Origin of the sequence: Pseudomonas sediminis (assembly GCF_039555755.1) — a bacterium.
GTDB lineage: Bacteria > Pseudomonadota > Gammaproteobacteria > Pseudomonadales > Pseudomonadaceae > Aquipseudomonas > Aquipseudomonas mendocina_D.
Genome location: NZ_CP154631.1, coordinates 1,608,923 through 1,634,520, shown reverse-complemented (window position 1 = coordinate 1,634,520; position 25,598 = coordinate 1,608,923). Strand labels below are relative to the sequence as shown.

Here is a 25,598-nt window from a genome sequence, read left to right as displayed (position 1 = left end):
TGTATAAAAATACAGTTATTTAGCGCCCGAGCAAGTCCCTTCTATCGTGGTGCCGATCAGACGGCCGCGGTCTGCGGTGCCTCCTCGCGTTTGGCGTAACGCTGTGCCAGCACCGCGCAGACCATCAACTGGATCTGGTGGAACAGCATCAGCGGCAGGATCAGCACGCCGATGGCGCTGCCGGCGAACAGCACCTGTGCCATCGGCACGCCGGTGGCCAGGCTCTTTTTCGAGCCACAGAAGAGGATGGTGATGCGGTCTTCCAGGCTGAAGCCCATCCATTTGCCCAGCAGGTGGGTCAACATCAGGGCCAGCGCCAACAACACGCAGCAGGCGGCAATCACCAGTAGCAGAGTGGCCAGCGGTACCTGCTGCCACAGGCCGCCGATCACCGCGGCGCTGAAGGCGGTGTAGACCACCAGCAGGATCGAGCTCTGGTCGACGTATTTCAGCCAGCTCTTGTTCTGGTTTACCCAGCCGCCTATCCAGCGCTGAGCGATCTGGCCGAGAACGAACGGTAGCAGCAACTGCAGGCTGATCTTGCCGACGGCGTCGAGGGTCGAGCCGTTGTCGCCGTGCACGCCCATCAGGAAGGCCACCAGCAGCGGGGTGAGGAAGATACCCAGCAGGCTGGAGGCTGCAGCGCTGCAGATCGCCGCCGGGATGTTGCCGCGCGCCAGCGAAGTGAAGGCGATGGCCGATTGCACGGTGGCCGGCAGGGCGCACAGGTAGAGCATGCCCAGGTACAGCTCTTTGCCCAGCAGCGGCTCCAGTGCTGGACTGAGCGCCAGGCCGAGCAGCGGGAAGAGGATGAAGGTGCAGGCAAACACCAGCAGGTGCAGACGCCAGTGCCCGGCACCCGCAAGAATCGCCTGGCGCGACAGCTTGGCGCCGTGCATGAAGAACAGCAGGGCGATGGCCAGGTTGGTGATCCACTCGAAGATCGTGGCGATCTGGCCGCTGGCAGGCAGCAACGTGGCGGCGAGTACCACGGCGAGCAGGGTCAGGGTGAAATTGTCGGGCAGCAGGCGGCGCAGGAACATGGCGAATCTCGGACTTGCGATACAGGAGGGCGCCAGACTATCGTCATCGAAAATTTCCGGCTAACGCTAAAGAGCCAGCAAGTGTCGACAAACAGACAGCCCGCCACCCTGCATCGCAGCCTGCCCGAGCTGCCGAGCCTGCCTCGGCCACTCTATGGCCGCACTGAATCGCTGACCAACCGCGCCCTGACCTTTCGCCATACGCACCCTTGGGTGCAACTGTCCTACGCCATCGCCGGGGTACTCGAGGTGCAGACTCTTGGCGCGCGCTTCGTCGCTCCGCCACAGCGCGCGGTGTGGGTACCGGCAGGTGTCGAGCATCAGGTGTTCAGCTCGCCGCGTACCGAGATGCGCAGTCTGTACATCGACGGTAGCGCGGTGCCCTGGGGGCCGGCCGAATGCCGGGTGCTGGCGGTCAGCCCCCTACTGCGCGAGCTGATTCGCGGCTTCAGTGCGTTACCGGCCGAGTATGACGAGCAGGGCGCGCCGGGCAGGCTGGCTGCGGTGTTGCTGGACGAATTGCGCGCTGCACCGGACGTGGCGCTGATGCTGCCGTTGCCGCAAGACGCGCGGCTGCGCGAGGTGTGTCAGGGGCTGGAGGATGCCACGCTGCGTCAGTTGGGGCTGGCCGAATGGGGCGAGCGCCTGGGGGTGTCGGAAAAGACCCTGAGCCGGTTGTTCCTGCGTGAAACGGGCCTGAGCTTTCGCGTGTGGCGCCAGCGCCAGCGCCTGCTCGATGCGCTCACCCCGCTGGAGCAGGGCGAGCGTGTCACCGACGTGGCGCTGGCCTGCGGCTACGACTCGTTATCGGCGTTTATCGCTGCCTTTCGCCGCCAGTTCGGTGCGACGCCCGGGGAGTTTTTCCGCGAGTAAAGTCATGCGGGTGCAACTCGCCTGCAGCATCGGCGCTCGGCACCGCTAACCCACCCGAGAATGCCCGGACTAGGTGGGCTCGCTCGGTTTCTTCAGCTTGGGATTAGGAAAGAACTGCACCGCCTGCACGTTGGGATCGGCCACTTTGGGCTTCAGACCGCTGACGTTGACCCGCGTGGGAATCTCCTTGGGCACCGAGTTGCCGCGTGCGTCGAGGGTGTCGGCATAGCCGCACTTGACGCATTCACGGTGCGGCACGCCGTCGACGTTCCACATCTTGATGCTGTCGGTCTCGCTGCACGCCGGGCACACGGCGCCGGCGATGAAGCGTTTTGGCGTGCTGTTCACCGGGGCGTCGCTCATGCGGCCTCCTGGCTCAGGCCGAGGTGGCGCAGCAGGGCATCGATGCTCGGCTCACGACCGCGGAAGTCGACGAACAGCACCATGGGCTCCTGCGAACCGCCACGGGCCAGGATCGCCTCGCGGAAGGCGCGGCCGGTATTGGCGTTGAACACACCTTCTTCCTCGAACTTGGAGAAGGCATCGGCGCTGAGCACTTCGGCCCACTTGTAGCTGTAGTAACCGGCCGCATAGCCACCGGCGAAGATATGTGCGAAGCCGTTGGCGAAGCGGTTGTAGGCCGGTGGGCGCAGTACCGAGACCTCGGCGCGCACGCCTTCGAGCACGTCCAGCACGCTGCGGCCGTCGCCGTGGGTGGCATGCAGCTCGAAGTCGAACAGGGAGAACTCCAGCTGGCGCACCATCATCAGCCCGGACTGGAAGTTCTTCGCCGCCAGCATCTTGTCCAGCATGGCCTGCGGCAGCGCCTCACCGCTTTCATAGTGGCCGGAGATCAGCGCCAGGCCTTCCGGCTCCCAGCACCAGTTCTCCATGAACTGGCTGGGCAGCTCGACCGCGTCCCAGGCCACACCGTTGATGCCCGAGGCGCCGGCATGCTCGACGCAGGTCAACAGGTGGTGCAGGCCGTGGCCGAACTCGTGGAACAGGGTGGTGACCTCATCGTGGGTCAGCAGCGCCGGCTTGCCGCCGACCGGCGGGGTGAAGTTGCACACCAGGTTGGCCACCGGGGCGATCAGCTTGCCCTTAGCGTCGCGGCGCTTATCGCGGGCGCCGTCCATCCAGGCGCCGCCACGCTTGTTGGCGCGGGCGTAGAGGTCGAAGAAGAAGCGGCCGACGTGTTGGCCGTTTTCCTGAATCTCGAACAGGCGTACGTCCGGGTGCCAGGTGTCGAAGTCTTTCAGCTCGCGAATCTCGATGCCGTAGAGCTTCTGCACGATGGCGAACAGGCCGGTGAGCACCTTGTCCACCGGGAACCAGGCGCGCACCTCTTCCTGGGAGATGCTGTAGCGTTGCTGGCGCAGTTTCTCGCTGTAGTAGCCGACGTCCCAGCTTTGCAGGTCATCCAGGCCCTGTTCGGCGGCGAAGGCTTTCAGCTCGGCCAGATCCTGCTCGGCGAAGGGCTTGCTGCGTACCGCCAGGTCACGCAGGAAGCTCAGCACCTGGTCGGTGGATTCGGCCATCTTGCTGGCCAGGCTCAGCTCGCTGTAGTTGGCGAAACCGAGCAGGCGCGCCAGCTCCTGGCGCAGGTCGAGAATCTCGGCCATCAGCGGGCCATTGTCGTTCTGCCCGGCATTCGGCCCCTGGTCGGAGGCGCGGGTGCAGTAGGCGGCATACACCTCTTCGCGCAGCGCGCGGTCGTCGGCGTAGGTCATCACCGCGTAGTAGCTGGGGAACTCCAGGGTGATCAGCCAGCCGTCCAGGCTCTTGGCCTCGGCGGTCTGTTTCATCTGTGCCTTGGCCGAGTCGGTCAGGCCGTTCAGGCGCGCTTCATCAGTGATGTGCTTGGTCCAGGCCTGGGTGGCGTCGAGCAGCTGGTTGGAGAATTTGCTGGTCAGCTCGGACTGGCGCATCTGGATTTCGCCGTAGCGCTTTTGCTGCTCGGCCGGCAGGTCGATGCCGCTCAGGCGGAAGTCACGCAGCGCGTGTTCGAGGATGGTCTTCTGCGCCACGTCGAAATTGGCCGCAGCCGGGCTCTTGGCCAGTGCGTCATAGGCCTCGAACAGCGGCTTGTTCTGGCCCATTTCCGTCCAGTATTCCGACAGTTTGGGCAGGCAGGCCTCATAGGCCGTGCGCAGTTCAGGGCTGTTGCACACCGCGTTGAGGTGGCTCACCGGGCTCCAGGCGCGGCCCAGGCGCGCGCCCAGCTCGTCCAGCGCCAGCACTAGGCCATCCCAGCTCGGATTGGTCTGCTGCTGTTCAAGCAGCTTGGTGATGGCCGTGCGGCTGTCGGCCAGGATCTGGTCGACGGCGGGCTCGACGTGCTCCGGTTTGATCTGCGAGTAGGGCGGCAGGTCGAAGTCTTGCAGCAGGGGATTGTTCGCGGTCACGACGAGGCACCTGTGGCGAAGGAAGAGAGGCTGCGCCGGGGAAAATCCCAGGACGATTGCAGTCGATATGGGGGCCATCTTAATTACAATCAAGCTTTCCCGCAGCCCAGGAGTCTCTATCGTGGCGATTCGCAAATACCAGCAACACCTCCCCCAACTGGGTGCGCGCGTCTTCGTCGACGCCTCCGCCGTGGTCATCGGTGATGTCGAACTGGGTGAGGACAGCTCGGTGTGGCCGATGACCGTGATCCGTGGCGACATGCACCGCATCCGCATTGGCGCGCGCACCAGCGTGCAGGACGGCAGCGTGCTGCACATCACCCACGCCGGGCCGTTCAACCCCGATGGTTACCCGCTGATCATCGGTGATGAAGTGACCGTCGGGCACAAGGTCACCCTGCATGGCTGCACCCTGGGCAACCGGATTCTGGTCGGCATGGGCAGCATCGTCATGGACGGCGCGGTGGTCGAGGACGAGGTGATCATCGGCGCAGGCTCGCTGGTGCCGCCGGGCAAACGCCTGGAAAGCGGCTATCTCTACGTCGGCAGCCCGGTGAAACAGGCCCGCCCGCTGACCGACAAGGAACGCAACTTCTTCAGCTACACGGCCGGCAACTACGTGAAACTCAAGGATCTGCACCTGGCCGAAGGTTACGACCAGTGAGCGATGAACTGATCATCCGCCCCATCGAAGCGGCCGATTTCGACCAGGTCTGGCCGATCATCCGTGACGTGGTGCAGGCGCAGGAAACCTACGCCTTTGACTCGAACATGGATCGCGAAACGGCCTGGAAAACCTGGGTCGAACTGCCCCGCGCGACCTTCGTTGCCGAGCAGGGCGGGCAGATTCTCGGCACTTACTACATCAAGGCCAACGCCGCTGGGCCCGGCGATCACGTGTGCAACTGCGGCTATATGACCGCCCCGGCCGCCCGTGGCCGCGGCATCGCCAGCCGCCTTTGCGCCCATTCGCTGCAGGTGGCACGCGAGCTGGGTTTCCGCGCCATGCAGTTCAACAGCGTGGTGGCCACCAACGAGGTCGCGGTCGCGCTGTGGCAGAAACACGGCTTCGCGATAGTCGGCACTTTGCCCAAGGCCTACCGCCACGCCCGGCATGGATTGGTGGATTGCCATGTGATGTTTCGTAGTTTGCTGGACTGATAAGCACGCGCTAGTAAGGCGGATGAGTAGCCTGGTGTCTGCATCGACTGCAGCACGCAAATGGGCTTTTGCACTTTCCAGCGTCAACAAGGTAGTTATTCTCCGACTACCTCCAACGGACTGTTTCGACGACAAGGATCGCCCCATGACCGAACCCAATCCCTTCGCTCCCGAACCGCTCGCGCCGACATTGGGCGCAAGGCAACTGCCGGTGTTGCCGCTGCATCTGGTGGGTGTGGCGCTGCTGATAAGCGTGGTCAGCATTGCTGTCACGCTGATCGGGTGGCTGATGAACGATATCGCCACCGATGCCATGTTCTGGCTGCGTTACGTCGCCAGCTACTGGCTAACCCATTTGCTGATGGCCGGGCTGGGTGTCTACTGGCTGGCCAATTTCTATATGGAGCGCCACAGCTTGGCGAGTTACCGGCAGCCGGCAGTGCTGTTGGTGAGCTATGGGGTGCTGTATCTGTTGCTGAGCTGGGGGCTGGGGTACGCCTCGGGGCATTTGTACATGTGGTTGTATGAGCAGACGGATACCTACAGCAGTGGGCGCCTGCTGATGGGCTTCGGCTGGTGGGGCGTCGGTTTGTTGACCTTTTGCCTCGAGGTGCTGCTACCGCTCTGGCTGCTGCTGCACCTGTTTCGACACCAGGCCGAAGTAGTCGCTGACGATTTGCAGGTGCCGGGGGCGACACTGGCCTGGTGCTTCGCGCTCGCCGTCGTGGTGGCATCCCTGCAACTAGCCGGAATGACCACCCAGCTGCTGAGCGGCATGGCCTACGGGTACGAGCTGCAGGGCTGGGAGGCACTGGTCAACCTGGTGAATGCCGGGCTGTATCTGCTGGTCGCGTTCTTCACCGCACGTGCGGCACTGCCGGCGCAGGTGCGAGGATTCAATGGCGGACAGCTGGCCGCGGCGGTGGCGATCACCCTGTCAATGTGGATAGGCAGTGCACTGCTTTGCGGCATCGTGCTGCTAGCGCTGCTTTGGCTTGGACTGGGCGACGCTCTTGTATTGATGCTGTTCTTCAGCCTGCTGCAACTGGCGCTGCTGTGGCCGTTCACTCGCCTCGGGCTGCGTTGGGGCTACCGCGCGCAGGCCGCTCAGGCGTGAACCAGCTGACAAAGGCGGGTATCCTTCGCGGCCGTTCCGATTGCGAATAGGCGCCCGCCATGCATCACTCCACCATTCTCTTCGACCTCGACGGCACCCTGACCGACCCGCGTGAGGGCATCACCCGTTCGGTGCAGTACGCGTTGGCCAAGCTGGGTATCGACGAGCCGGACCTGACCGCGCTGGAGCATTTCATCGGCCCGCCCTTGTTGCAGTGCTTCATGGCCACCTACGCGCTGGATGAGGCCACCGGCTGGCAGGCGGTCAATCACTACCGCGAGCGCTTCCGGGTGACCGGGCTGTACGAGAATCGTGTGTTCGATGGCGTAGAGACGCTGCTCGAGGCTCTGGTGGCGCAGGGCCGCACGCTGTATATCGCGACCAGCAAACCGACGGTGTTCGCCGAGGAAATAGCCCGGCACTTCGGCTTCGACCGCTACTTCACGCGCATCTATGGCAGTGAGCTGGATGGCACCCGCACCAACAAGGTGGAGCTGCTGGCGCATCTGTTGGAGTCGGAAGGACTGGCGCCCGGCTCGGCGCTGATGATCGGCGACCGCAAGCATGACCTGATCGGCGCGCGCAGCAATGGCTTGCAGGCGGTGGCGGTCGGTTACGGATTCGGTAGTCGTGAGGAGTTGCTCGGCGAGGCGCCGGACTTCCACTTCGAAACGCTGGAGGAAATGCGTCAGGCCTTCATCTGCTGAAACTGTAGGAGCGAGCTCTGCTCGCGAATGAAAGCGAAAGCTTCGCGAGCAAGCTCGCTCCTACAGGGTGTATCAGCCGTTGCGCTGATAGACGATCTTCTTGGTGCCGCCGTCGCAGCTGCCGACGACCATGCTCTGATCCTGAACTTCGGCGTTGGGCACGATTTCCAGGGTGTAGCTGGGCACGTTGTTGGCCTGAATCTTCACTTCGATTTCCTGCTTGAGTTCTTCGCAGGGCTTGGGCGCGGCCAGCGCACCGCCAGCAAGGAGCATCAGGGCCAGGGCGGGAATCAGTCGTTGCATCGCTTGTACCTCCGGTGTTGGGCGAAAACCTGAATAGGTTGGACTGGCAATGTGCCAATCAGTTCTGGTCGTCTTGCATCAGGCTTTCCAACGCGGCCCGACGATCTGCCTGCGGCAACCGACCGAGTGCTGCGACTGCGGCATAGAACGCGCGCCAGTCCCGTTCTTCCCGGGCGAACAGTGCTGCGAAAGCCGGCACCCATTGATCGTAGAGGCCAAAGGGCAGCAGCTTGGCGTTGTTCAGCGGGCTCTCGATCCAGGCGTCATAGCGACCCTGGCCGCCCCATTCGCGCTGGCGCAAGGCACGGTAGTCGCGGCGCAGGCGCTCGAACTCGGCCTGTTTGGCGATGCGCATGGCTGACTCCGGCAGGTCGCTGGCGTAGAGCTGTTGTAGGCGCTCGCGGCTTGCCAGCACCAGCTCGATGAACTGCTGGCGTTGGCGATCATCGCTGGCCGGCGGTGTTTCATTGCGGGCCGAATGCCACTGACGCAGCCCCTCGCGCTCGACGAAGGTGGCGAAGGACTCGTTGAAGGCCGTATCGCCCGGCAGGTAGTACTGCTGGTGCGCCAGCTCGTGGAAGATCACCGCGATGAAGCGCTCGTCGCTCCAGCGCAGCATGGTGTTGAGCAGTGGGTCATCGAACCAGCCCAGGGTGGAGTACGCCTCGACGCCGCTGATGTAGGTATCCAGGCCCTCTTGGCGCAGTAGCGCGGCAGCACCGTGGGCGCGACCCTGCTGGTAGTAGCCGCGGTAGGCGACGCAACCGGCGATGGGGAAGCAATGCAGCTCGGGGTCGAGGGAAAACTCCGGCGTGGCGAAGACATTCCACACCACGAAGGGACGCTCCAGGTCGGCGTACAGGCGATAGCTGCGGTTCTCGGGCAGCTGCAGCTGCGCGCTGGCAAAGTCCCGCGCTTGCTGGCTCAGCGTCAGGCGCCTGGCCAGGTCGGGGTCTGTCGCAGGGTTGCTTAGCAGCCGTTCGACTGGCTGGCGCGCCTGCAGCAATTGCCATTGGCCCTGGCCGAGATGGGCGTAGTAATCGAGGGTCGAGCAGCCGCCCAGCAGCAGGGCGAGCAGGGGAACCGCATAGCGGCGCAGCAGGTCTTTAGGGAAGGCGTTGGGCATGTCGTCACGCTAGCTGATCGCAGGGGTTGTCTCCAGCCCCACTGGTTCGAATACGCCCGTTGCGCCTCGGTTTTGCCTGCTTCCCGATGTAGGCTGGTGTATGAACCCTACCGTGGAGGTCGCCATGCGCGCCCTGTTTCTCGCTCCCGCCCTGATGATGCTCGGGGCCTGTGCTTCTCCCCTGCCCAAGCCGGACCCGCAGCAGGCCTGGGTCGAACTGTATTCCAGCGCCGATACCTTGCTGATGGCCGACCGCCTGGACGGCAAGCGCTGGCCGGATGGCCGCTACTTCCAGGTGACGCCCGGCAAGCATGAGCTGGAAACGCGCTTTCAGTTCGAGGTGCGTAGTGGTGGCTCGATAGGTATGCAGAGCGAGCCATTGCGCATGACCTGCGAGATTCGCCTGCGTTACGACGACTTTGCGGCCGGCCAGCGCTACCGCGTCGAAGCACGCCAACAGCTGATGAAGGCGCAGGCGTGGCTGTATGACGAGCAGCGCAATGTGCTGGCGCGGGGTGAGGTAATGCGTTGTGGGACAGCCATCTAGGCCGAGGCTGTTGCGCACGGCGCACGCCGCTGATCATCGGGTGCGCCGCCGCTGCGAGGTCAGGCTTCGAGTATGCCTTCCAGGGTGATCGTGGCCTTCAGTACCTTGGAGACTGGGCAGCCGGTCTTGGCCGCTTCCACCGCTTTCTCGAAGGCGGCGCGATCTGCACCTGGAATTTCCGCGCGCAGCGTCAGGTGCACGGTACTGATTTCGAAGCCGCCTTCCACCTTCTCCAGGGTCACTTGCGCCTTGGTGTCGATGCTCTCGGCAGTCATGCCAGCGTCGCCCAGCTCTTTGGACAGTGCCATGGAAAAGCAGCCTGCATGAGCGGCGCCGATCAGCTCTTCGGGATTGGTGCCGGGCTTGTCCTCGAAGCGGGTGTTGAAGCCATAAGGCGATTCCTTGAGGACGCCACTTTCAGTGGAGATAGTGCCTTTGCCGTCCTTGATACCGCCTTGCCAGTGGGCTGAAGCTGTCTTCTTCATGTGCGTCTCCCATCGTATGAACGGGGCCGCCGGTCTGGCGGCCTGTTCTGATTCAGAGGGCGGTAACGCACACAAAGTTCGCCTTCAACTGTTCTGCAGCTCGGCGAGGATATCGAAGGCGTGCAGGCGGTCGGCGAAGTCGTACATGTCGCAGGTGAAGATCAGCTCGTCCGCTTCGGTCTGCTCCAGCAACTGTTCCAGGCGCTGGCGCACGGTCTGCGGCCCGCCGATGGCGGCCAGGCCGAAGAACTCGCCCACGGCCTGACGCTCGTGCGGCAGCCATAGGCCGTCCATGCTTGGCACCGGCTTGCGCTGCACCATGCTCTGGCCACGGATCAGCGCAAGGATGCGCTGGAACGCGGAGGTGGCCAGGTACTGTGCCTGCTCGTCGCTATCGGCTGCCAGCAGCGGCACGCCGAGCATCACGTAAGGTTTGTCCAGCACTGCCGAGGGGCGGAAGTGGTTACGGTAGGTGCGCACCGCCTCGTGCATATAGCGCGGTGCGAAGTGCGAGGCGAAGGCGTAGGGCAAGCCTTTCATGCCGGCCAATTGAGCGCTGAACAGGCTGGAGCCGAGCAACCAGATCGGCACATTGGTCCCTGCACCAGGCATGGCGATCACCCGCTGTCCTTCCTGGCGCGGCCCGAGGTAGGCCTGTAGTTCTTCGACGTCATTGGGGAAGTCGTCGGCGCTGCCATCACGGCTACGGCGCAGGGCATGGGCGGTGTACTGATCGGCGCCGGGCGCGCGGCCCAGACCCAGCTCGATCCGCCCAGGGTAGAGCGTGGCCAGGGTGCCGAACTGTTCGGCGATCACCAGCGGCGCGTGGTTGGGCAGCATCACCCCGCCGGAACCAAGGCGGATCTTCGAGGTGCCGGCGGCCAGGTAGCCGAGCAGCACGGAGGTAGCGGAGCTGGCGATGCCGTCCATGTTGTGGTGTTCGGCCACCCAGAATCTTTCGAAGGCGAGACTCTCGACATGGCGGGCTAGCGCCAGCGAATGGTGCAGGGCTTGAGCGGCATCACCATCGTCGCGAATCGGCGCCAAGTCGAGGGTGGAGAGCTTGATGGAGGCCAGTCGGCTCATAGGGAGTCTCCTCGTTGCGTGGCCGGCTACTCTAACCTCTCCGGTTCAGGCTGCGCACGCCAAGCGCAGGCATAGTCATCATCGACGCAGGTGATGTGCTGATACCGTGGCAGGCTGTTCGCGGCGCGGACGGCCTGGCCATGATGGGCCGCATGGCCCGCGTATAGCCGTGTTGGCGAGCGAGCCTGCGCCGTGCTGGGTGCGGTACTCGCCAGGCGTCAGGCCGGTCCATTGGCGGAAGGCACGGAAGAACACGCTGGGCTCGGAGTAGCCCAGCAGCAAGGCGATTTCCGCCGCTGGCAGGCGGCCGTCGCGCAGGTGTTGTTCGGCCAGTTGGCGACGCGTGTCGGCCAGCAGTTGCTGGTAGCTGCAGCCCTCTTCGGCCAGCCTGCGCTGCAGGGTGCGTTCGCTCAGGTTCAGCGGACGGGCCAGTTCTGCGCGATCGGGCTCGCCATGCGCCAGTTGTTCGCCGAGCTGGCCGATAACCCGCGCGCTTAGGCTTGCGCTCGGCAAGCGGGCGAGCAGCGTTTCGGCATGCTGACGCAGCAGTTGCTGCAGCGGCAGGTTGGCCTGGATCAGGGGCTTCTGGCACAGCGCGCGGGGCAGGGCGATAGCCCGCGCCTCACATAAGCGGTTACGACCGATTGACCAACAAGGCGTGCATATTCGCCGCAAGCGGTTAGACTTCCCACCCGGACGTCGCTCACAAGGCACGCTCGCTCAAAACAACAGAAAAAAGGAGATATCCCATGAAAGGCAAATCCTTGGCATGGGTCCTGTCCGCCGCGCTCGCGGGTACTGCCCTGAGTGGTATGGCACAGGCTGAAGAAAAATTTGTCACCATCGGCACCGGCGGCCAGACAGGCGTCTATTACGTTGCCGGCCAGTCCATCTGCCGCTTCCTCAACCGTGGCTCGGCTGAGCACGGTATTAAGTGCAACGCGCCAGCCAGTGGCGGCGGTGTGGCCAACGTCAATGGCATTCGCAGCGGCGAATTCAACTTCGGCATCATGCAGTCTGACCACCAGTTCAAGGCCCTTAACGGCGCTGCGCCGTTCGAAGCCGAAGGTGCAATGAGCGACATCCGCGCGGTGTTCTCGCTGCAGAGCGAAGTGTTCACCGTCCTCGCCCGTCGTAGCGCCAACATCACCAGCTTCGACGACCTCAAGGGTAAGCGCGTCAACGTCGGCAACCCGGGTTCCGGCCAGCGTGACACCCTGGAAGAGATCATGGCCGTCAAAGGCTGGGATCGCTCCGCCTTTGCCCTGGCTGCCGAGCTGAAGCCGGCTGAACAGGCCAGTGCTCTGGGCGACAACAACATCGATGCCATGACCTACTTCGTCGGTCATCCCAACGGCGCGATCCAGGAAGCCACCACCACCACCGACGCCGTCCTGGTTCCGGTGACCGGCGCCGAGATCGACAAGCTGCTGGCCGAGAAGACCTACTACACCAAGGCCGACATCCCTGGCGGTCTGTACAAGGGCAACGACCAGCCGACTCCGTCCATCGGCGGCAAGGCCGTGCTGTCCACCAGCGCCAAGGCTGACCCGGAGGTGGTCTACCAGCTGGTCAAGTCGGTATTCGACAATATCGATCGCTTCAAGCGTCTGCACCCGGCCTTCGCTGACCTGAAGGAAGAGGACATGATCAAGGTCGGTCTGACTGCCCCGCTGCACGAGGGCGCCGAGCGTTATTACAAAGAGCGCGGCTGGCTGTAAGCCCTCTGGCTCTGCCGGTCGATCCGCCAGGGCCATTAGTGATGCGTCGCCAGGCGCATCACTCGATTCGCTTCTAGTGTTAAACAAACCCGCAGGCGCAGGCCCGCGGGTTTTGCCGTTCTCCGATTACTCGAATGCAGGTTCGCCCCATGCATGACAAGCAACTTTCCACCGAGGAACTGATCGCCCAGGATGTCGGCGCGCGTATGCCCGTCGGCCCGATGGCCCAGGTGATCACCGGCCTTGCCTTGCTCTGGTCGCTGTTCCAATTGTGGATCGCCTCGCCACTGCCGTTCATCTTCGGCGTTGGCGTCCTCAACGATACCCAGACCCGTGCCATTCACCTGGCATTCGCCCTGCTGCTGGCGTTTCTCGCCTACCCGGCGTTCAAGCGCTCGCCGCGTGATCGCGTACCGCTGATGGATATCGCGCTAGGCCTGGTCGCCGCGGCCAGTGCTGCTTACCTGTTCATTTTCTATCAGCAGTTGGCCCTGCGCCCCGGCAGCCTGACCACGGGCGACCTGGTTACCGCCTGCATCGGTATTCCCCTGCTGCTGGAAGCCACGCGCCGCGCGCTCGGCCCACCCCTGGCAATCATCGCCCTGGTCTTTCTCATCTACAGTCTGGCCGGCCCCTATATGCCGGGGATATTGGCGCACCGTGGGGTCAGCTTCAACGCGCTGGCCAACCACCAGTGGATCACCACAGAAGGCGTGTTCGGTATCGCCCTGGGCGTGTCCACCAGCTTCGTCTTCCTCTTCGTCTTGTTCGGCGCTCTGCTCGAGCGCGCCGGTGCCGGGCATTACTTCATCCAGCTGGCATTCAGCCTGCTCGGCCACTTCCGCGGCGGCCCGGCCAAGGCGGCGGTACTGGCCTCCGGCCTGACCGGGATGATCTCCGGTTCGTCGATCGCCAACGTGGTCACCACCGGTACCTTCACCATTCCGATGATGAAGCGCACCGGCTTCTCCTCGGAGAAGGCCGGCGCGGTCGAGGTGGCGTCTTCGGTCAACGGCCAGATCATGCCGCCGGTGATGGGCGCTGCGGCCTTCCTGATGGTCGAATACATCGGCATGCCCTATGTCGAGATCATCAAGCATGCCTTTCTGCCTGCCGCGATTTCCTATATCGCGCTGCTCTACATCGTCCATCTCGAGGCGCTGAAGCTCGGCCTGCAACCTATTGGCGGCCATCAGCCCAAGCCCTGGCTGCGTCGCCTGACCGGCTTCGCCTTCGGAGCAGCGCTGATCAGTGGCCTGTCGTTGGCGGTCTACTACGGCCTCGGCTGGCTCAAGCCGGCGCTCGGCGAATATGCCCTGCCGGTGATCGGCGTGCTGCTCGCGGTGGTGTACCTGGCGCTGCTGAAAGTCGCCGCCAGCGTGCCGGTGCTGCCGCCGGAAGATCCCAATGCGCCCCTGGAGGAGCTGCCGCAGACCCGCGCGGTGCTGCTCTCCGGTTTGCACTTCCTGCTGCCGGTGGTGGTGCTGGTCTGGTGCCTGATGATCGAGCGCCTGTCCCCCGGCCTGTCGGCCTTCTGGGGCAGCGTGATGCTGATCATCATCCTGCTCACCCAGCGCCCGCTGCTGAGCTGGATGCGCCGCGACGGCAGTCACGAGCACGGCACCTTCATCGATGGCGTGGTCGATCTGCGCGAAGGCCTGATCGCCGGTGCACGCAACATGATCGGCATCGGTATCGCCACCGCGGCGGCCGGTGTCATCGTCGGTGCGGTGTCGCAGACCGGCGTTGGCCTGGTGCTGGCCGACCTGGTCGAGTTGCTGTCGATGGGCAACCTGCTGCTGATGCTGGTGCTGGTGGCGGTGTTCAGCCTGATTCTTGGCATGGGCCTGCCGACGACGGCCAACTACATCGTGGTGTCCAGTCTGCTGGCGCCGGTGGTAGTGGCGCTGGGGCAGCAGAACGGCTTGATCGTGCCGCTGATCGCGGTGCACCTGTTCGTCTTCTACTTCGGCATCATGGCCGACGTGACCCCGCCGGTGGGGCTGGCCTCGTTCGCTGCCGCTGCGGTGTCCAAGGGCGACCCGATCAAGACCGGTATCGTGGCGTTCTTCTACAGCCTGCGTACCGCTGCGCTGCCGTTCCTGTTCATCTTCAACACTGACCTGCTGCTGATCGACGTCGACTTCTGGCACGGCGTGATCATCTTCATCGTGGCGACCATCGCCATGCTGATATTCGCTGCCGGCACCCAGGGTTTCTTCCTGGTGCGCAGCCGCCTATACGAGAGCGTGTTGCTGCTGCTGGTGGCGTTCACCCTGTTCCGCCCCGGCTTCTGGATGGACATGCTGCACGATCCTTATCAGGAAGTGCCGCCGGCTGAGCTGGCGCAAGCGCTCGATGGGGTAGAGGACGGTAGCTCGCTGCGCCTGCGCATTCTCGGCGAGAACGCCGTGGGCGACCCGCGTGAGTTCACCGTGCTGCTGCCGGTGCCGGATGGCGCTTCGGGCCAGGCGCGCCTGGAGAAGCTCGGCCTGAACCTCTATGAGGAAGGCGACAAGGTGCTGGTGGACAGCGTAACCTTCGGCAGCCTGGCCGCCGATGCCGGTCTCGAGTTCGATCAGCAGATCCTCAGCGTGCGGGCACCGACCGACCGCTGGATGAAGGAGTTGATGTGGATTCCGGGCTTCCTGCTGTTCGGTCTCGTGGTACTGCTGCAGCGCCGTCGCAAGCTGGCGCAGACCGCATAGCGGGCTTGGCACTGAAAACAAGGCAGCTCCGGCTGCCTTGTTCGTTTATGCCCTCGCGGCGGATTGCTAGACTCGCCGGCCTGACCACTCAGACAACAAGGACGCAGCCAGCATGTCGACGCCACGCGTGCACTATCCCTGGTACAAGAAGGAAGACACCGACGCCTTTTTCGCCCTATTCCAGAACAACATTGCCAACTTCGTGATCATCGCCATCAGCATGCTGGGCATGGGCTTTCCCGCCGAGATCGTGTTCGGTCAGGTGTTGCCGGGCGCGGCGGTGGCGGTGATGGCCGGCAACTTCTACTACGCCTTTAGTGCCGCGCGACTGGCGCGCAAGGAGAACCGTGCCGACGTGACGGCGCTGTCCTATGGCATCAGTACGCCGGTGATGTTCGTCTTCCTGTTCGGCGTGCTGTTGCCGGCGAAGAACCTCACCGGCGATGCAGAACTGGCCTGGAAGGTGGCCGTGGCCGCGTGCTTCATAAGTGGTCTGATCGAGGCCGCCATCAGCCTCATCGGCAACTGGGTGCAGCGTCATCTGCCGCGTGCGGCCATGCTCGGCGCGGTGGCCGGGGTGGCACTGACCTTCATCGCTGGGGAAATGTTGTTCAAGACTCTGGAAATTCCGGTGATCGGCCTGCTGGTGCTAGCCATCACCATCGTCGGCCTGGTGGCGCGGGTGAGCATGCCGTTCCGCCTCCCTGCCTCGCTGTTCGCCATCGTCGTCGGCACCGCGCTGGCCTACCTGATCGGCGCGGCTGACGGCGGCAAGTTCAGCGATGCCTTCACCCACCTGGGTTTCTACCCGCTGCTGCCCAACCTGGCCTGGTACGAAGGCCTGGGCCTGCTGTTCACCACTCTGCTGGCGCTGATGACGGTAATTTTGCCGATCACCCTGTACAACGCCATCGAGACCATGAACAACGTCGAGGCCATGAGTGCCGCCGGTGACAGCTACAGCGTGCGCGAGTGTCAGGCGGTAGACGGACTCGGCACCTCGCTCGGGGCGCTGTTCGGCGGCGTGTTCCCGACCACCGTGTACATCGCCACAGTGGGTTCGAAGTGGATGGGCGCCGGGCGTGGTTACAGCCTGCTCAATGGCGCGGTGTACGGCTTGGCGACCATGTTCGGTCTGATCGCCTTCATCGCCGCGCTGATTCCGGTATCGGTGGTGGCGCCGATCCTGGTGTTCGTCGGCATGTCGATGATCGCCACCGCGTTCAACAGCAACCACGCCCGTTACTACCCGGCAGTGGCGCTGGCGATGCTGCCGTACTTCGCCAACTACCTGGCGACCCGCTTCAACCGTGGTGCCCCTGAAGTGGTCGAGGGCATTTCCAGCGCCATCGGCGCGCTAGGGCAGGGCGCCATGTTCAGCGCCATCCTGCTGGGCGCGATGTGCGTGGCGGTGATCGATCGCCAGTTCCGCCAGGCCACCACCTTCGCCCTGGTGGCGGCGGCCATGGCCTTCGTTGGCCTGATGCACGCGCCGAAGCTGGCTTGGTACGCCGCGCCAGACTTCGTCCACGGTTATCTGCTGATGGCGCTGTTCTTCGCCTGGTACGCCTGGCGCGGCGTCGAGCCGGCCGAGCCCGAACGCGTGACCGGCGCCGACTGAGTCACTCGCCGCCTTCGAGCTTGAGGGCGCCGGTTTCGCCGCCCTCGAGCACCACGTAGGCGCTGGTGCAGAACAGCGAGTTGAGCCGCTTCATGTCGGCGATCAGCTCCAGGTGCAGGGAGCTGGTTTCGATGCTCTGCACCACTTGACGCTGCAGGCGGCCGATATGGGCGTGGGCCAGGCGTCGCTCCTGCGCGCGGAAGCGGCGCTTCTCGCGCAGCAGCTGGCTGGCGCTGGCGTGGTCGGCGCTGAGGAACACGTTCAGGCCCAGGCGCAGGTTGGCCATCAGTTGTCCGTGCAGGCTGGTGAGCTCCTCCAGCCCCTTTTGGGAGAAGGCCCGGCGTTGCGCGGTCTTCTCGTTCTGGATCTTGCCGAGCATGCGCTCGATCAGATCGCCAGCCTGCTCGAGGTTGACTGCCAGCTCGAGAATCTCTGCCCAGCGCCGGCTTTCGTACTCGCTTAGGTCCTCACGGGGGATTTGTGCGAGGTACAGCTTGACCGCCCGGCACAGACTGGCGACATCGTCATTGAGGCTGCGCAGCTCCTTGTTCAGTGCTGGCTGGTTCTGCTCCAGCACCGGTAGCAGGCGGTTGAGCATGGCTTCGATCTTGTCACCCACGCGCAGGGTTTCGCGCACGGCGTTGGCCAGCGCCAGGCTCGGCGTGGCCAACGCCGTTGGGTCGAGGTGGCGTGGTCGGGCGATGCCGCTATCGTCGGCTCGGTCCGGCAGCAGCCAGTTGCAGAAGCGCGCCATCAGCCCGACGCTGGGCAACATCAGCACCGCGCGCAGGCTGTTGTAGAGCAGGTGGAAAAAGATCACCAGCTCCGCCGGGCGCCAGTTCAGGCTGTCCAGCCAATCGGCCAGTGGTTGCAGCACAGGCAGTACCAGTAACAGCCCGATCAGCTTGTAGATCAGGCTGCCCAGCGCCACGCGGCGCCCGGCCGGGTTCTGCAGGCTGCTGGTAAGAAAGGCCAGCAGGCCGCTGCCGATATTGGCGCCAATCACCAGCCCGATGGCCACCGGCAAGCTGATCAGCCCGGCGCCAGCCAGGGTCGCGGTGAGCAACACCGCTGCCAGGCTGGAATAGGTGAGCAGGGCGAACATCGCGCCGACCAGGGCATCGAGCAACAGATCGCCGGTTAACGATGCGAACAGCACGCGAATCCCGCGTGCCTCGGTGATCGGCGTGGCGGCGGCAACGATCAACTCCAGCGCCAGCAGCATCAGCCCCAGGCCGATGGCCACGCGGCCGAGTTGCCCCGCTCGGGTCTGCCGTCGCGAGAGAAAGAAGATCACCCCGAGGAAGATCAGCAGCGGGCTGAGCCAGCTCAGGTCGAGGGTCAGCACGCGTGCCATCAGCGCGGTGCCGACGTCGGCACCGAGCATGATCGCCAGCCCCGGCGCCAGTGCCATCAGGCCCTGAGCGACGAAGGAGGTGACCAGCAGCGCGGTGGCGTTACTGCTCTGCACCAGCGCCGTGACGCCGATGCCGGCGACGAACGCCAGCGGCTGACGACTGATGTTGTGGCTGAGCACCTTGCGCAGTTGTGAACCAAACACGCGCAGGATGCCGGTACGTACGATGTGTGTGCCCCAGACCAACAGGGCAATGGCTGACAGCAAATGCAGCAGGGTCAGCATAAATCGGCCCCCTGAAAGACGGCCGATTAGACGTTATGGTTTCGGCCTGTATAGATGAGCATCGGCCGAAATCATTCAGAAAGCCAGTCAACCGTCTCGCAGCACCTTGAGTTCGGCATCGTCGGCGGAGAAACCGCGCTCGAGTTTGAACTTGAGGCTGAGGTCGGTACGCGAGTCGGCGAACTTGAGCGCTTCGGCCAGGGTGATGCGTCCGGCTTCGAGCAGGGCGAACAGGTGTTGATCGAAGGTCTGCAGGCCCTGTTCGGAAGCCCGCGCAGTGGCCTCGCGCAGCTCCTCCAGTTCATCTCGCTGGATCAGGTCGCGGATATAGGGCGTGCCCAACATCAGCTCCACCGCCGCCACACGCTTCTGTTCGATGCCGGGCACCAGGCGCTGGCCGACCACCGCGAGCAGGTTGTGCGCGACGTCGGCCAGTACCTGCTTGCGAGCGTCGTCGGGGAAGAAGCGGGCGATACGTTCGATGGCGTGGCTGCTGCTGGTGGCATGCAGGGTGGCGACGCACAGGTGGCCGGTTTCGGCATAGTGCAGGGCATGCTGCATGGTCGGGGCGTCGCGGATCTCGCCGAGCATGATCACGTCCGGCGCCTCGCGCAGCACGTTGCGCAGGGCGTCGTCGAAACTGTGGGTGTCGAGGCCGACTTCACGCTGGTCGATGATCGAGCGCTGATGGCTGTGGAGAAACTCGATAGGGTCTTCGATGCAGACGATATGCCCGCTCTTGTGGCGATTGCGGAAATCCAGCATCGCCGCCAGCGTGGTGGACTTGCCCGAGCCGGCCGCGCCGGTGACCAGGATCAGCCCGCGGTCCTGCATGGCCAGTTTCTCCAGCAGCCTGGGCAGGCCAAGTGCCTCGAAGCTGGGGATCTCGCTCTTGATCAGGCGCACCACCATGGCCACTTCGCCGCGCTGGTAATAGACGTTGACCCGATAACGCCCGGCGCCCTGCAGGCCGACGGCCAGGTTCATCTCCAGGTCGCGTTCGAACTCGGCGATCTGCTTCTGCGTCATCAGTTGATAGGCCAGCTGCTGCACCTCACCGACCTTCATGATGCGCTGGCCGACGGGCTGGCTATGCCCTTCGACCTTCATGTGCGGCGGCGCGCCGACGCTGAAGAACAGGTCTGAGCCGGCATGTTGATGCATCAGCTGCAGGTAGGGGAAAACATCGGGCTGGTCGTTGGCGCTGGTGTCATTCATCGGCGTGTCGCAGTCGGTTCGTGGTGCAGCAAGGATAGTCGTAGTCTTGCAATGCCTCATGTTCCGTATCAAGAGAACCTGATGAATTGTCGCCCTATAACCGGGTTGTACTGGACAGCCTGGCTTGCGACAGCGAGAGTCAATGATCAGGGTTAGTAAGGCGCATGCACGCCAGTTATTGGAGCTTGATGGTGGGATTCTGGGGGGCGGCTCTGCTGGGCCTGCTGTTGTGCGCATCGGTGCGAGCGGAGGTGCTGCACCTGGCTACCGGCGACGACTACGCACCGTTCACCGGTAAGGCATTGCCCGGCCAAGGCATGCTTACCCAGGTGGTGCGTGCGGCATTGGCCGAGCAGGGCACGGCGATCACGCTCGACTGGCTGCCCTGGAACCGCGGTTACCTGAAAGCCAAGCGCGTTGAGTACGACGCCACCTTTCCCTACATCCGTTCTGCCGAGCGCGAGGCGGAGTTTCTCTACTCGGCGCCCATTTATGTGGCCGAACCATACATCTTCAGCCGGGCCGGTGATCACATCGAGCTCGATGATCTGCCCGCCATGATCGGCCGGCGACTCTGCTATCCGCTGGGCTGGCAGCCACCGGCGGCGATCCAGCAAATGGTCGAGCAGGGTGTGCTGCGCCGTCATTCTCCACTGGGTTTGCAGGAATGCGCACGGCTGCTGCTGCTCGAACGTGACGACCTGTTCATTGCCGACCGTAACCTGGGGGGCAGTGCTTTGCACAGTGCTGGCGCTGAACTGGCGCAGTTTCACCGGTCACGGGTGCCGTTTCAGAGCAGTACGTTGCACTTTATCGTCTCGCGGCAGCATCCGCGTGCTACCGAGTTGATCGAGCGCTTCAATCGTGGGCTCGAGGCGCTCAAGGCCCGCGGCGAATATCAGCGGCTGATCGAGAGCTACGTGGAGTAGCGCCCGTGCTGGCCAATCAGGCCAGGAACATCATGATTGCCACCAGGCTGCCGGCCGCCAACAGCGTCTGCAGGGTGATGATGCCGGCCATCAGCTGACTGTCGCCACCGAGCTGGCGGGTCAGCACGTAGGCGGTCGGTGCGGTGGGCAGGGCGAAGAACAGCACCAGAACCGCGCTCTCCATGGCTGGCAGGGCCAGTGCCCAGGCCACGCCCCAGGCCAGCAGCGGCATCGCCAGCAGGCGCAGGGCGCTGTTCCAGGTCAGTGCAGGAATTTCTCCGCCCAGTTGTTCCGGCTTGAGTGCCGCACCGACGCAGAGCAGGCCCAAAGGCAAGCTGGCGGCGGCGAGCAGGCTGAGCAGGCGGTCGGTGCCACCCGGCAGGCCGATGCCCGTGAGGTTGAACAGCGCACCGCCGAGGCAGGCGAGGATCAGCGGATTCTTGATGATCGGCAGCAGCAGGCTGCGCGCACTGATGCCGCGTTCGGCCGTCAGCGACCAGACCGACAACACGTTCACCGTCGGCACCATCAGGGCCAGCATCAGGGCAGCGAGCGTCAGGCCTTCCTGGCCGAACAGGCTGCCGACCGCAGCCAGGCCCAGGTAGGTGTTGAAGCGCAGAATGCCTTGAGTGAATGCGCCAAAACGCCCCGCTGGCCAGCCACGCAGGCGACGTACCAGCAGCAGCGTCAGCCAGGCGATGCCCAGACCGATTAGCACCGCCAGCGCCAGGCGCGGCAAGGCGGGGTTGTTCAACGGTGCACGAGCCAGGCTGGAGAACAGCAGGGCAGGGAACAGGATGAAGTAATTGAGGCGCTCGGCCCCCGGCCAGAAGGCCTCGCTCGGGAACTCACGCAGGCGCAGCCAGTAGCCGGCAACGATCATGGCGAACAGCGGCCACAAGGCCAGCAACAGGTCTATCACGGGAACCCCCGGTGGTGGTGAGCGCCTATCTTGGTCAGCGGAGCGGGGCAATGCAAGGCGGAGGCGGGATGAAGTCTGAACATCAGGGGGGCTGCCAGTGCGGTGCGCTGCGTTATCGGATCAATGCGCCGCTGGAGGACATCGCTCATTGCCACTGCTCGGTCTGCCGGCGGAGCACGGGCGGGATTCTCACCGCCTGGGTCACCGTGCTCCGTGAGACGTTTCACTGGTTAAGCGGCACGCCGAAGGCTTTCAAGTCGTCGGCCAGTTGTACGCGTTATTTCTGTGCGGACTGCGGCGCACATCTGGCGCTGTTCACGTCGCTCAGCCCGCACACGCTGGACGTCACCGTCGCCACCTTGGACGAGCCGGAACAGGCTCCGGCGGACCGGCATATCTGGGTGGGCAGCCGGCTACCGTGGCTGCGATTGGACGAGCAATTGCCACGAGAAGACGAAGAAGACATTCCGTGAGCAGGTAGCTGTAGGATTGTGTGCCACTATTTTGATGTCAAATTCTTGTTTGCTTTGCTTGTGAGCTGTGTCACATTCCTGAGCCAAGCGATATCAAGGATGTTCTTGTGCTTTCAGGGATGCGCCTCAGGCAAATTTTTCTTGCTCCTTTACTCAACAAACCCGGCGCTGTTCTAGGTTTGTTGTTGATGCTCTTCGTCGCGTTCTTCAATCCGTTCGGTCTGCGCGATGCCTCCGACCATCATAGCGAAACCTGGCTGCTGCGCATGCTGGCGCCTTTCTACCCTGAGTCTGGGCAGCAAGACGTGGTAGTGGTGCTGATAGATGATCAGGCGTTGACAGACTTGGGGGCTAGCTGGCCGTTGCGTTATGGCGAGCAGGCGCGCCTGTTGCGGCAATTGCTCAGCTACCAGCCCAAATCACTATTCGTTGACCTGCTATACACCCAGCGACGTTACGACGGCGGTCCCACCGAGAGCCTGCAACGGGTCTTGAGCAGTTTTCGCGAACAGGGCGTGCCGTTGATTCTTGCCGATTACCACGATGCGCAGGGACGCTCTTTGGTATTGCCCGAATTCGCCGCCATGGCGAACACCGCTCCGACCCATTGGAGCGGCTACGGCGAGCGCTATCCGCTACTTTTGCCAAGCCCTCAGGGGACGCTGCGCACACCTGCGTTGCAGTTGTACCAGGCGGCTTGCCTGGAGTTGGACTGCTCTCAGGAAGGCTTCGGTGCACCGCTATTGGTGCGCTGGGGTTACTGGAGTGACGCGGGTATGCAGGATTTCGTCGACCTGAGCGGTTGTGATTTGCGTGGGCAGCGGGGGGACTGGAGACAGGTGTTTAGTATGCTGGCCGCCGATGCATTCCGTTCGCAGCGCATCGCCAGTGAGGTTGAGCGACCACAGCCTTGTCCCTATACCCGCACCCTGTATGCCAATCAGCTGCGTGACCCGAGTGTCGCCGAAGTCTTGCGTGGCAAGCATGTGCTGTTGGGGGCGCATATCCGCGGCATCCCGGATTTTGTCAGCAGCCCGGTGCAGGGGCTGTTGCCGGGCGTATACGTGCATGCGATGGCTCTGGACAACCTGCTGACGCAGGGACACAGCTACTGGCGAGCGGCGCCAGATGGTTGGCTCGGTATCAGTTTGAGCGACTGGCTGGAGATCGCCTTGCTGCTGCTGGCGGGCTTGGTGGCGCTCTGGATTCCGTCACAACCAGCAGCCAAGGGTGGGCGCCTCTATCGCTGTGCGAGCCATTACCTGTCCTGGTTCGTTCTGCTCAGCAGTCTCGCATTGCTGATCAGTCTCTATCTCTCGCGCCGGATGCATATCGCGCCATTCGACTGGCTGGGACTGTTGCTGATGATCGGCCTGTTCTACGCCTACCTGGGGGAGGCCAGGGTCGCCGAGTGGTGGCATCAGCGCAGGGGTCGTACGTCAACTGAAAGGGAGATCTAGCAATGTTCAGAGCCACAGTATTCGGGCTGTTGCTGTGTAGCGTGTCTGCATGGGCGCAGGAGCCGCTGAAAATTACCGGTTACCCATTGGAAAAGGTCGCGCTGTATGACGAACAGGGCGAGTTTCTCGGCGATATGAGTCGTGATCAGCTCCCTGTTCCAGACGTGCAGGTTATCAGCTTCAGCGAAGCCAAGAACCTGCTGCTGATCGCCGTTGGTGAGCGCCAGGTCTGGCTTGATCCGCTGGATGTGAAACTCAATCAGGGTAAGACAGTTGCCTTCGATTGCCGCAAGGTCGCCGAGACCAGCCTTCTGGCAGACAGCAAGACCAATGCGGTGATGGGCTATTCGAAGGCCTGCGGGAAGTGAATCAAGGAGGATTCATGCGTAAGGAAGTGACATTGGCAATTGCCTGTTCTCTGCTGTTCGGATGCCAGCAGATGCCTTCAACCGGCAATGTGCAAGTTGAAGGCAAGTTCATTGACAGTCCGCGTGCTCGCCCGCTGGCACTGCAGCCGGTGACTAACAGCGCCTGGTTGAATAATGCTCTGGTTGATCGATTGGCCGGTGTCAGCGATCCGGATGAGATTCGCGGGTTCGGCAAGGTAGACCTGACCGAGCAGATGGCCCAGGTCGAAAGCTTTCAGGTGCCGGAACTGCAGGCGTACTGCGATCAGGTGCTGAGTCGTTTGCTGGCACACTGGCCGCATGCCAAACCAGACATCAAAGTGCGCTTCAGTGCTTCGGAGAGTTTTGGCGCGCGCGCTACCGCAGAAAATGTCATCTACCTCAATTTAGGCACTCTACAGGCCATTGAGAGCGAGGATGAACTAGCGGCGATGCTCGGGCACGAAGCGGCCCACTTGTTGCTGGGACACCTTGATCGCGAGCATTTCTTCAATCAGCAGAAGAAGCTGCTGGACGCATCGGTGACGGCGGTCAACCTGGGAGTGACGGTTGCCGGGTTGGAAAGCCAGAAGAGCGGTACGTCACGCAAACTGGTTGTGGGTGATCCCGACGCAGTGGGCAAGACAATCGTGCAAAGCAGTCTGTCAGGCACTCTCCTCAAGGCCGTATCCGACAATTTCTGGAACAGCAGTTGGACGCGTGCGCAGGAGGATGAGGCTGATTTGCTATCCGTCGATCTGCTCAGTCGTGCGGGTTACTCTCCGCGTGGTGCGGTACATGGCATCCAGCGGCTACAAAGCTTCGAAGGTAGCAATATCAGCCAGTTGCAACGGTATCAGGCCATGCAGAAACAGCTGTTCAGCCAGGCGATGCAGAAGAAGGGCATCGGCGGTCTGCTCGAGCAGGGTATCCAGAGCGGGGTGACCGCTGCGCAGCTGGCAGCGGTGGATGTATGGACGGACTTTGGCAAGACCCACCAGTTGCCTGCCCAGCGGGAGGAGGCGCTGGTGCGTTATATCGCCAGCGAGTATCGCAGCGAGCGACGCAGAAACCCACAGCTTGCCAGGTATCAGCGGCACCTCCTTGGTGGTCAGAGCGGCAAGATTCTCGCCGGACAGGTGCTGATCAATCGTGCGACCAAGGCCCTCGACAAGGGCGATCTGAACGAGGCACGCCAGTTGGCCAAGGAAGTGGCGAGTGGACCGGCTGCCAGGAGCATGCGTGCACAAACCTTGCAGTTCGTCCTGGCGGTTCAGCAAAGACGTTACAAGGATGCACTCGCCAATCTGGAGCAGGTTCCAGAAAGCGAATGGCAGTATGCGTCCCTCTCCAGCTATGACCAGATCATCACGTTGTCGCTCAGTCTCGACCGGCAGGCTCAGGCCGAGCGCTATCTGCAACGTGGCCAGGCACATTGGGGCGATCAACTGATGACGCCACTGGAGATTTCCGTGCACCTGCAAGGAGAGCGGGTGGTCAAGGCGCAACAGGCCTATCAATCATGTCAAAGCACTACGAGCAAAGGCTTGTTGGCTCAGTGCGAATCGGCGATTGGTCGCTTCAAGCCTCAGCAACAGGTGCCTGCTAATCCGCTGCAGCAGCTGGGCCTGCCTTCGATGGGCAAGCTGCTAGGTAGCTGAT

At 63.2% G+C, this 25,598-nt stretch carries 24 protein-coding genes and 1 pseudogene; 14 read left to right on the top strand and 11 right to left on the bottom strand.

Translation table 11 applies throughout. The features are described 5' to 3' along the window. Positions 1-56: 56 nt before the first annotated feature. Entirely contained in the window at positions 57-1,043 is a 987-nt protein-coding gene (locus tag AAEQ75_RS07825) for a bile acid:sodium symporter family protein (protein ID WP_343351467.1), read from the bottom strand. 81 nt (positions 1,044-1,124) lie between these two features. Between AAEQ75_RS07825 and AAEQ75_RS07820 the strand changes: the two genes are divergently transcribed. Then, positions 1,125-1,916 (top strand): AraC family transcriptional regulator, encoded by a 792-nt coding sequence (locus tag AAEQ75_RS07820; RefSeq protein WP_099526776.1) that lies wholly within the window; start codon positions 1,125-1,127, stop codon positions 1,914-1,916. 69 nt (positions 1,917-1,985) lie between these two features. Here the strand turns inward: AAEQ75_RS07820 and AAEQ75_RS07815 are convergent, their stop codons facing one another. After that, positions 1,986-2,279, bottom strand: coding sequence for a YheV family putative zinc ribbon protein (locus AAEQ75_RS07815; RefSeq protein ID WP_343351466.1), 294 nt, complete (start codon positions 2,277-2,279; stop codon positions 1,986-1,988). Further along, entirely contained in the window at positions 2,276-4,324 is a 2,049-nt protein-coding gene (prlC, locus tag AAEQ75_RS07810; RefSeq protein ID WP_343351465.1) for an oligopeptidase A, read from the bottom strand. Before prlC ends, AAEQ75_RS07815 begins: the two co-directional genes overlap by 4 nt. A 121-nt stretch (positions 4,325-4,445) precedes the next feature. Here prlC and AAEQ75_RS07805 point away from each other — a divergent pair, with 121 nt between their 5' ends. From AAEQ75_RS07805 to AAEQ75_RS07790, 4 genes are all read left to right on the top strand, one after another. Continuing rightward, a complete protein-coding gene (locus AAEQ75_RS07805) occupies positions 4,446-4,988 on the top strand; it encodes a gamma carbonic anhydrase family protein (protein WP_084341995.1) in 543 nt (180 codons plus the stop codon). Then, the gene (locus AAEQ75_RS07800; protein ID WP_343351464.1) at positions 4,985-5,485 is read left to right on the top strand and encodes a GNAT family N-acetyltransferase; all 501 of its coding nucleotides are present in this window, start codon (positions 4,985-4,987) and stop codon (positions 5,483-5,485) included. Before AAEQ75_RS07805 ends, AAEQ75_RS07800 begins: the two co-directional genes overlap by 4 nt. Positions 5,486-5,630: 145 nt before the next feature. Next, the gene (locus AAEQ75_RS07795; protein ID WP_343351463.1) at positions 5,631-6,602 is read left to right on the top strand and encodes a hypothetical protein; all 972 of its coding nucleotides are present in this window, start codon (positions 5,631-5,633) and stop codon (positions 6,600-6,602) included. 59 nt (positions 6,603-6,661) lie between these two features. Continuing rightward, positions 6,662-7,309: an HAD family hydrolase gene (locus AAEQ75_RS07790; RefSeq protein ID WP_343351462.1), complete on the top strand. Its 648-nt coding sequence runs from the start codon at positions 6,662-6,664 to the stop codon at positions 7,307-7,309. A 72-nt stretch (positions 7,310-7,381) separates the two neighbouring features. On the opposite strand, the gene AAEQ75_RS07785 is transcribed toward AAEQ75_RS07790, so the two are convergent. After that, positions 7,382-7,612, bottom strand: a complete 231-nt coding sequence (locus AAEQ75_RS07785; protein WP_106734182.1) for a DUF1161 domain-containing protein — start codon at positions 7,610-7,612, stop codon at positions 7,382-7,384. A 58-nt stretch (positions 7,613-7,670) separates the two neighbouring features. After that, positions 7,671-8,738 carry an aminopeptidase gene (locus AAEQ75_RS07780; protein ID WP_343351461.1) on the bottom strand — a complete coding sequence of 356 codons (1,068 nt, stop codon included), beginning with the start codon at positions 8,736-8,738 and terminating at the stop codon, positions 7,671-7,673. Between the two features lie 124 nt (positions 8,739-8,862). Here AAEQ75_RS07780 and AAEQ75_RS07775 point away from each other — a divergent pair, with 124 nt between their 5' ends. Further along, positions 8,863-9,285, top strand: coding sequence for a hypothetical protein (locus AAEQ75_RS07775; protein WP_106734184.1), 423 nt, complete (start codon positions 8,863-8,865; stop codon positions 9,283-9,285). Between the two features lie 59 nt (positions 9,286-9,344). On the opposite strand, the gene AAEQ75_RS07770 is transcribed toward AAEQ75_RS07775, so the two are convergent. The 3 genes and pseudogenes from AAEQ75_RS07770 to AAEQ75_RS07760 form a co-directional block, all read right to left on the bottom strand. Then, entirely contained in the window at positions 9,345-9,770 is a 426-nt protein-coding gene (locus AAEQ75_RS07770) for an OsmC family protein (RefSeq protein ID WP_343351460.1), read from the bottom strand. Between the two features lie 84 nt (positions 9,771-9,854). After that, positions 9,855-10,856 carry an LLM class flavin-dependent oxidoreductase gene (locus tag AAEQ75_RS07765; protein ID WP_343351459.1) on the bottom strand — a complete coding sequence of 334 codons (1,002 nt, stop codon included), beginning with the start codon at positions 10,854-10,856 and terminating at the stop codon, positions 9,855-9,857. A 186-nt stretch (positions 10,857-11,042) separates the two neighbouring features. Further along, positions 11,043-11,471, bottom strand: a pseudogene (locus AAEQ75_RS07760) (helix-turn-helix transcriptional regulator); the annotation flags it as partial. Between the two features lie 134 nt (positions 11,472-11,605). On the opposite strand from AAEQ75_RS07760, the gene AAEQ75_RS07755 reads away from it, so the two are divergent. The 3 genes from AAEQ75_RS07755 (at position 11,606) to AAEQ75_RS07745 (ending at position 16,906) form a co-directional block, all read left to right on the top strand. After that, the gene (locus AAEQ75_RS07755; RefSeq protein ID WP_125880660.1) at positions 11,606-12,577 is read left to right on the top strand and encodes a TAXI family TRAP transporter solute-binding subunit; all 972 of its coding nucleotides are present in this window, start codon (positions 11,606-11,608) and stop codon (positions 12,575-12,577) included. A gap of 149 nt (positions 12,578-12,726) precedes the next feature. Beyond that, positions 12,727-15,285, top strand: coding sequence for a TRAP transporter permease (locus AAEQ75_RS07750; protein ID WP_343351458.1), 2,559 nt, complete (start codon positions 12,727-12,729; stop codon positions 15,283-15,285). Positions 15,286-15,397: 112 nt separating this feature from the next. Then, entirely contained in the window at positions 15,398-16,906 is a 1,509-nt protein-coding gene (locus AAEQ75_RS07745; protein WP_179543576.1) for an NCS2 family permease, read from the top strand. A gap of 1 nt (position 16,907) precedes the next feature. On the opposite strand, the gene AAEQ75_RS07740 is transcribed toward AAEQ75_RS07745, so the two are convergent. Continuing rightward, positions 16,908-18,548 (bottom strand): Na/Pi cotransporter family protein, encoded by a 1,641-nt coding sequence (locus AAEQ75_RS07740; RefSeq protein ID WP_343351455.1) that lies wholly within the window; start codon positions 18,546-18,548, stop codon positions 16,908-16,910. Between the two features lie 87 nt (positions 18,549-18,635). After that, positions 18,636-19,766, bottom strand: coding sequence for a PilT/PilU family type 4a pilus ATPase (locus tag AAEQ75_RS07735; RefSeq protein ID WP_343351453.1), 1,131 nt, complete (start codon positions 19,764-19,766; stop codon positions 18,636-18,638). 188 nt (positions 19,767-19,954) lie between these two features. Between AAEQ75_RS07735 and AAEQ75_RS07730 the strand changes: the two genes are divergently transcribed. Further along, the gene (locus AAEQ75_RS07730; protein ID WP_343351451.1) at positions 19,955-20,695 is read left to right on the top strand and encodes a substrate-binding periplasmic protein; all 741 of its coding nucleotides are present in this window, start codon (positions 19,955-19,957) and stop codon (positions 20,693-20,695) included. Positions 20,696-20,711: 16 nt separating this feature from the next. On the opposite strand, the gene AAEQ75_RS07725 is transcribed toward AAEQ75_RS07730, so the two are convergent. Beyond that, positions 20,712-21,578, bottom strand: a complete 867-nt coding sequence (locus tag AAEQ75_RS07725) for an AEC family transporter (RefSeq protein WP_256579442.1) — start codon at positions 21,576-21,578, stop codon at positions 20,712-20,714. A 107-nt stretch (positions 21,579-21,685) separates the two neighbouring features. Between AAEQ75_RS07725 and AAEQ75_RS07720 the strand changes: the two genes are divergently transcribed. From AAEQ75_RS07720 to AAEQ75_RS07705, 4 genes are all read left to right on the top strand, one after another. Next, positions 21,686-22,090: a GFA family protein gene (locus AAEQ75_RS07720; RefSeq protein ID WP_343351450.1), complete on the top strand. Its 405-nt coding sequence runs from the start codon at positions 21,686-21,688 to the stop codon at positions 22,088-22,090. A 188-nt stretch (positions 22,091-22,278) separates the two neighbouring features. Then, positions 22,279-23,550: a CHASE2 domain-containing protein gene (locus AAEQ75_RS07715; RefSeq protein ID WP_343351449.1), complete on the top strand. Its 1,272-nt coding sequence runs from the start codon at positions 22,279-22,281 to the stop codon at positions 23,548-23,550. Positions 23,551-23,552: 2 nt separating this feature from the next. After that, positions 23,553-23,918, top strand: a complete 366-nt coding sequence (locus AAEQ75_RS07710) for a hypothetical protein (RefSeq protein ID WP_143505633.1) — start codon at positions 23,553-23,555, stop codon at positions 23,916-23,918. A 14-nt stretch (positions 23,919-23,932) separates the two neighbouring features. Further along, the gene (locus AAEQ75_RS07705; protein ID WP_343351447.1) at positions 23,933-25,597 is read left to right on the top strand and encodes a M48 family metalloprotease; all 1,665 of its coding nucleotides are present in this window, start codon (positions 23,933-23,935) and stop codon (positions 25,595-25,597) included. Position 25,598 lies beyond the last annotated feature (1 nt).

Bases quoted from the DNA above. Each gene is read 5' to 3' on its own strand.
- AAEQ75_RS07740 (WP_343351455.1), bottom strand. From the start codon at position 18,548: ATGCTGACCCTGCTGCATTTGCTGTCAGCCATTGCCCTGTTGGTCTGG.
- AAEQ75_RS07720 (WP_343351450.1), top strand. From the start codon at position 21,686: ATGAAGTCTGAACATCAGGGGGGCTGCCAGTGCGGTGCGCTGCGTTAT.
- AAEQ75_RS07815 (WP_343351466.1), bottom strand. From the start codon at position 2,279: ATGAGCGACGCCCCGGTGAACAGCACGCCAAAACGCTTCATCGCCGGC.
- AAEQ75_RS07770 (WP_343351460.1), bottom strand. From the start codon at position 9,770: ATGAAGAAGACAGCTTCAGCCCACTGGCAAGGCGGTATCAAGGACGGC.
- AAEQ75_RS07730 (WP_343351451.1), top strand. From the start codon at position 19,955: ATGGTGGGATTCTGGGGGGCGGCTCTGCTGGGCCTGCTGTTGTGCGCA.
- AAEQ75_RS07705 (WP_343351447.1), top strand. From the start codon at position 23,933: ATGCGTAAGGAAGTGACATTGGCAATTGCCTGTTCTCTGCTGTTCGGA.
- AAEQ75_RS07755 (WP_125880660.1), top strand. From the start codon at position 11,606: ATGAAAGGCAAATCCTTGGCATGGGTCCTGTCCGCCGCGCTCGCGGGT.
- AAEQ75_RS07735 (WP_343351453.1), bottom strand. From the start codon at position 19,766: ATGAATGACACCAGCGCCAACGACCAGCCCGATGTTTTCCCCTACCTG.
- AAEQ75_RS07775 (WP_106734184.1), top strand. From the start codon at position 8,863: ATGCGCGCCCTGTTTCTCGCTCCCGCCCTGATGATGCTCGGGGCCTGT.
- AAEQ75_RS07750 (WP_343351458.1), top strand. From the start codon at position 12,727: ATGCATGACAAGCAACTTTCCACCGAGGAACTGATCGCCCAGGATGTC.
- AAEQ75_RS07710 (WP_143505633.1), top strand. From the start codon at position 23,553: ATGTTCAGAGCCACAGTATTCGGGCTGTTGCTGTGTAGCGTGTCTGCA.
- AAEQ75_RS07715 (WP_343351449.1), top strand. From the start codon at position 22,279: ATGCTCTTCGTCGCGTTCTTCAATCCGTTCGGTCTGCGCGATGCCTCC.
- AAEQ75_RS07780 (WP_343351461.1), bottom strand. From the start codon at position 8,738: ATGCCCAACGCCTTCCCTAAAGACCTGCTGCGCCGCTATGCGGTTCCC.
- AAEQ75_RS07795 (WP_343351463.1), top strand. From the start codon at position 5,631: ATGACCGAACCCAATCCCTTCGCTCCCGAACCGCTCGCGCCGACATTG.
- AAEQ75_RS07745 (WP_179543576.1), top strand. From the start codon at position 15,398: ATGTCGACGCCACGCGTGCACTATCCCTGGTACAAGAAGGAAGACACC.
- AAEQ75_RS07790 (WP_343351462.1), top strand. From the start codon at position 6,662: ATGCATCACTCCACCATTCTCTTCGACCTCGACGGCACCCTGACCGAC.
- AAEQ75_RS07725 (WP_256579442.1), bottom strand. From the start codon at position 21,578: ATGATCGTTGCCGGCTACTGGCTGCGCCTGCGTGAGTTCCCGAGCGAG.
- AAEQ75_RS07765 (WP_343351459.1), bottom strand. From the start codon at position 10,856: ATGAGCCGACTGGCCTCCATCAAGCTCTCCACCCTCGACTTGGCGCCG.
- AAEQ75_RS07825 (WP_343351467.1), bottom strand. From the start codon at position 1,043: ATGTTCCTGCGCCGCCTGCTGCCCGACAATTTCACCCTGACCCTGCTC.
- AAEQ75_RS07785 (WP_106734182.1), bottom strand. From the start codon at position 7,612: ATGCAACGACTGATTCCCGCCCTGGCCCTGATGCTCCTTGCTGGCGGT.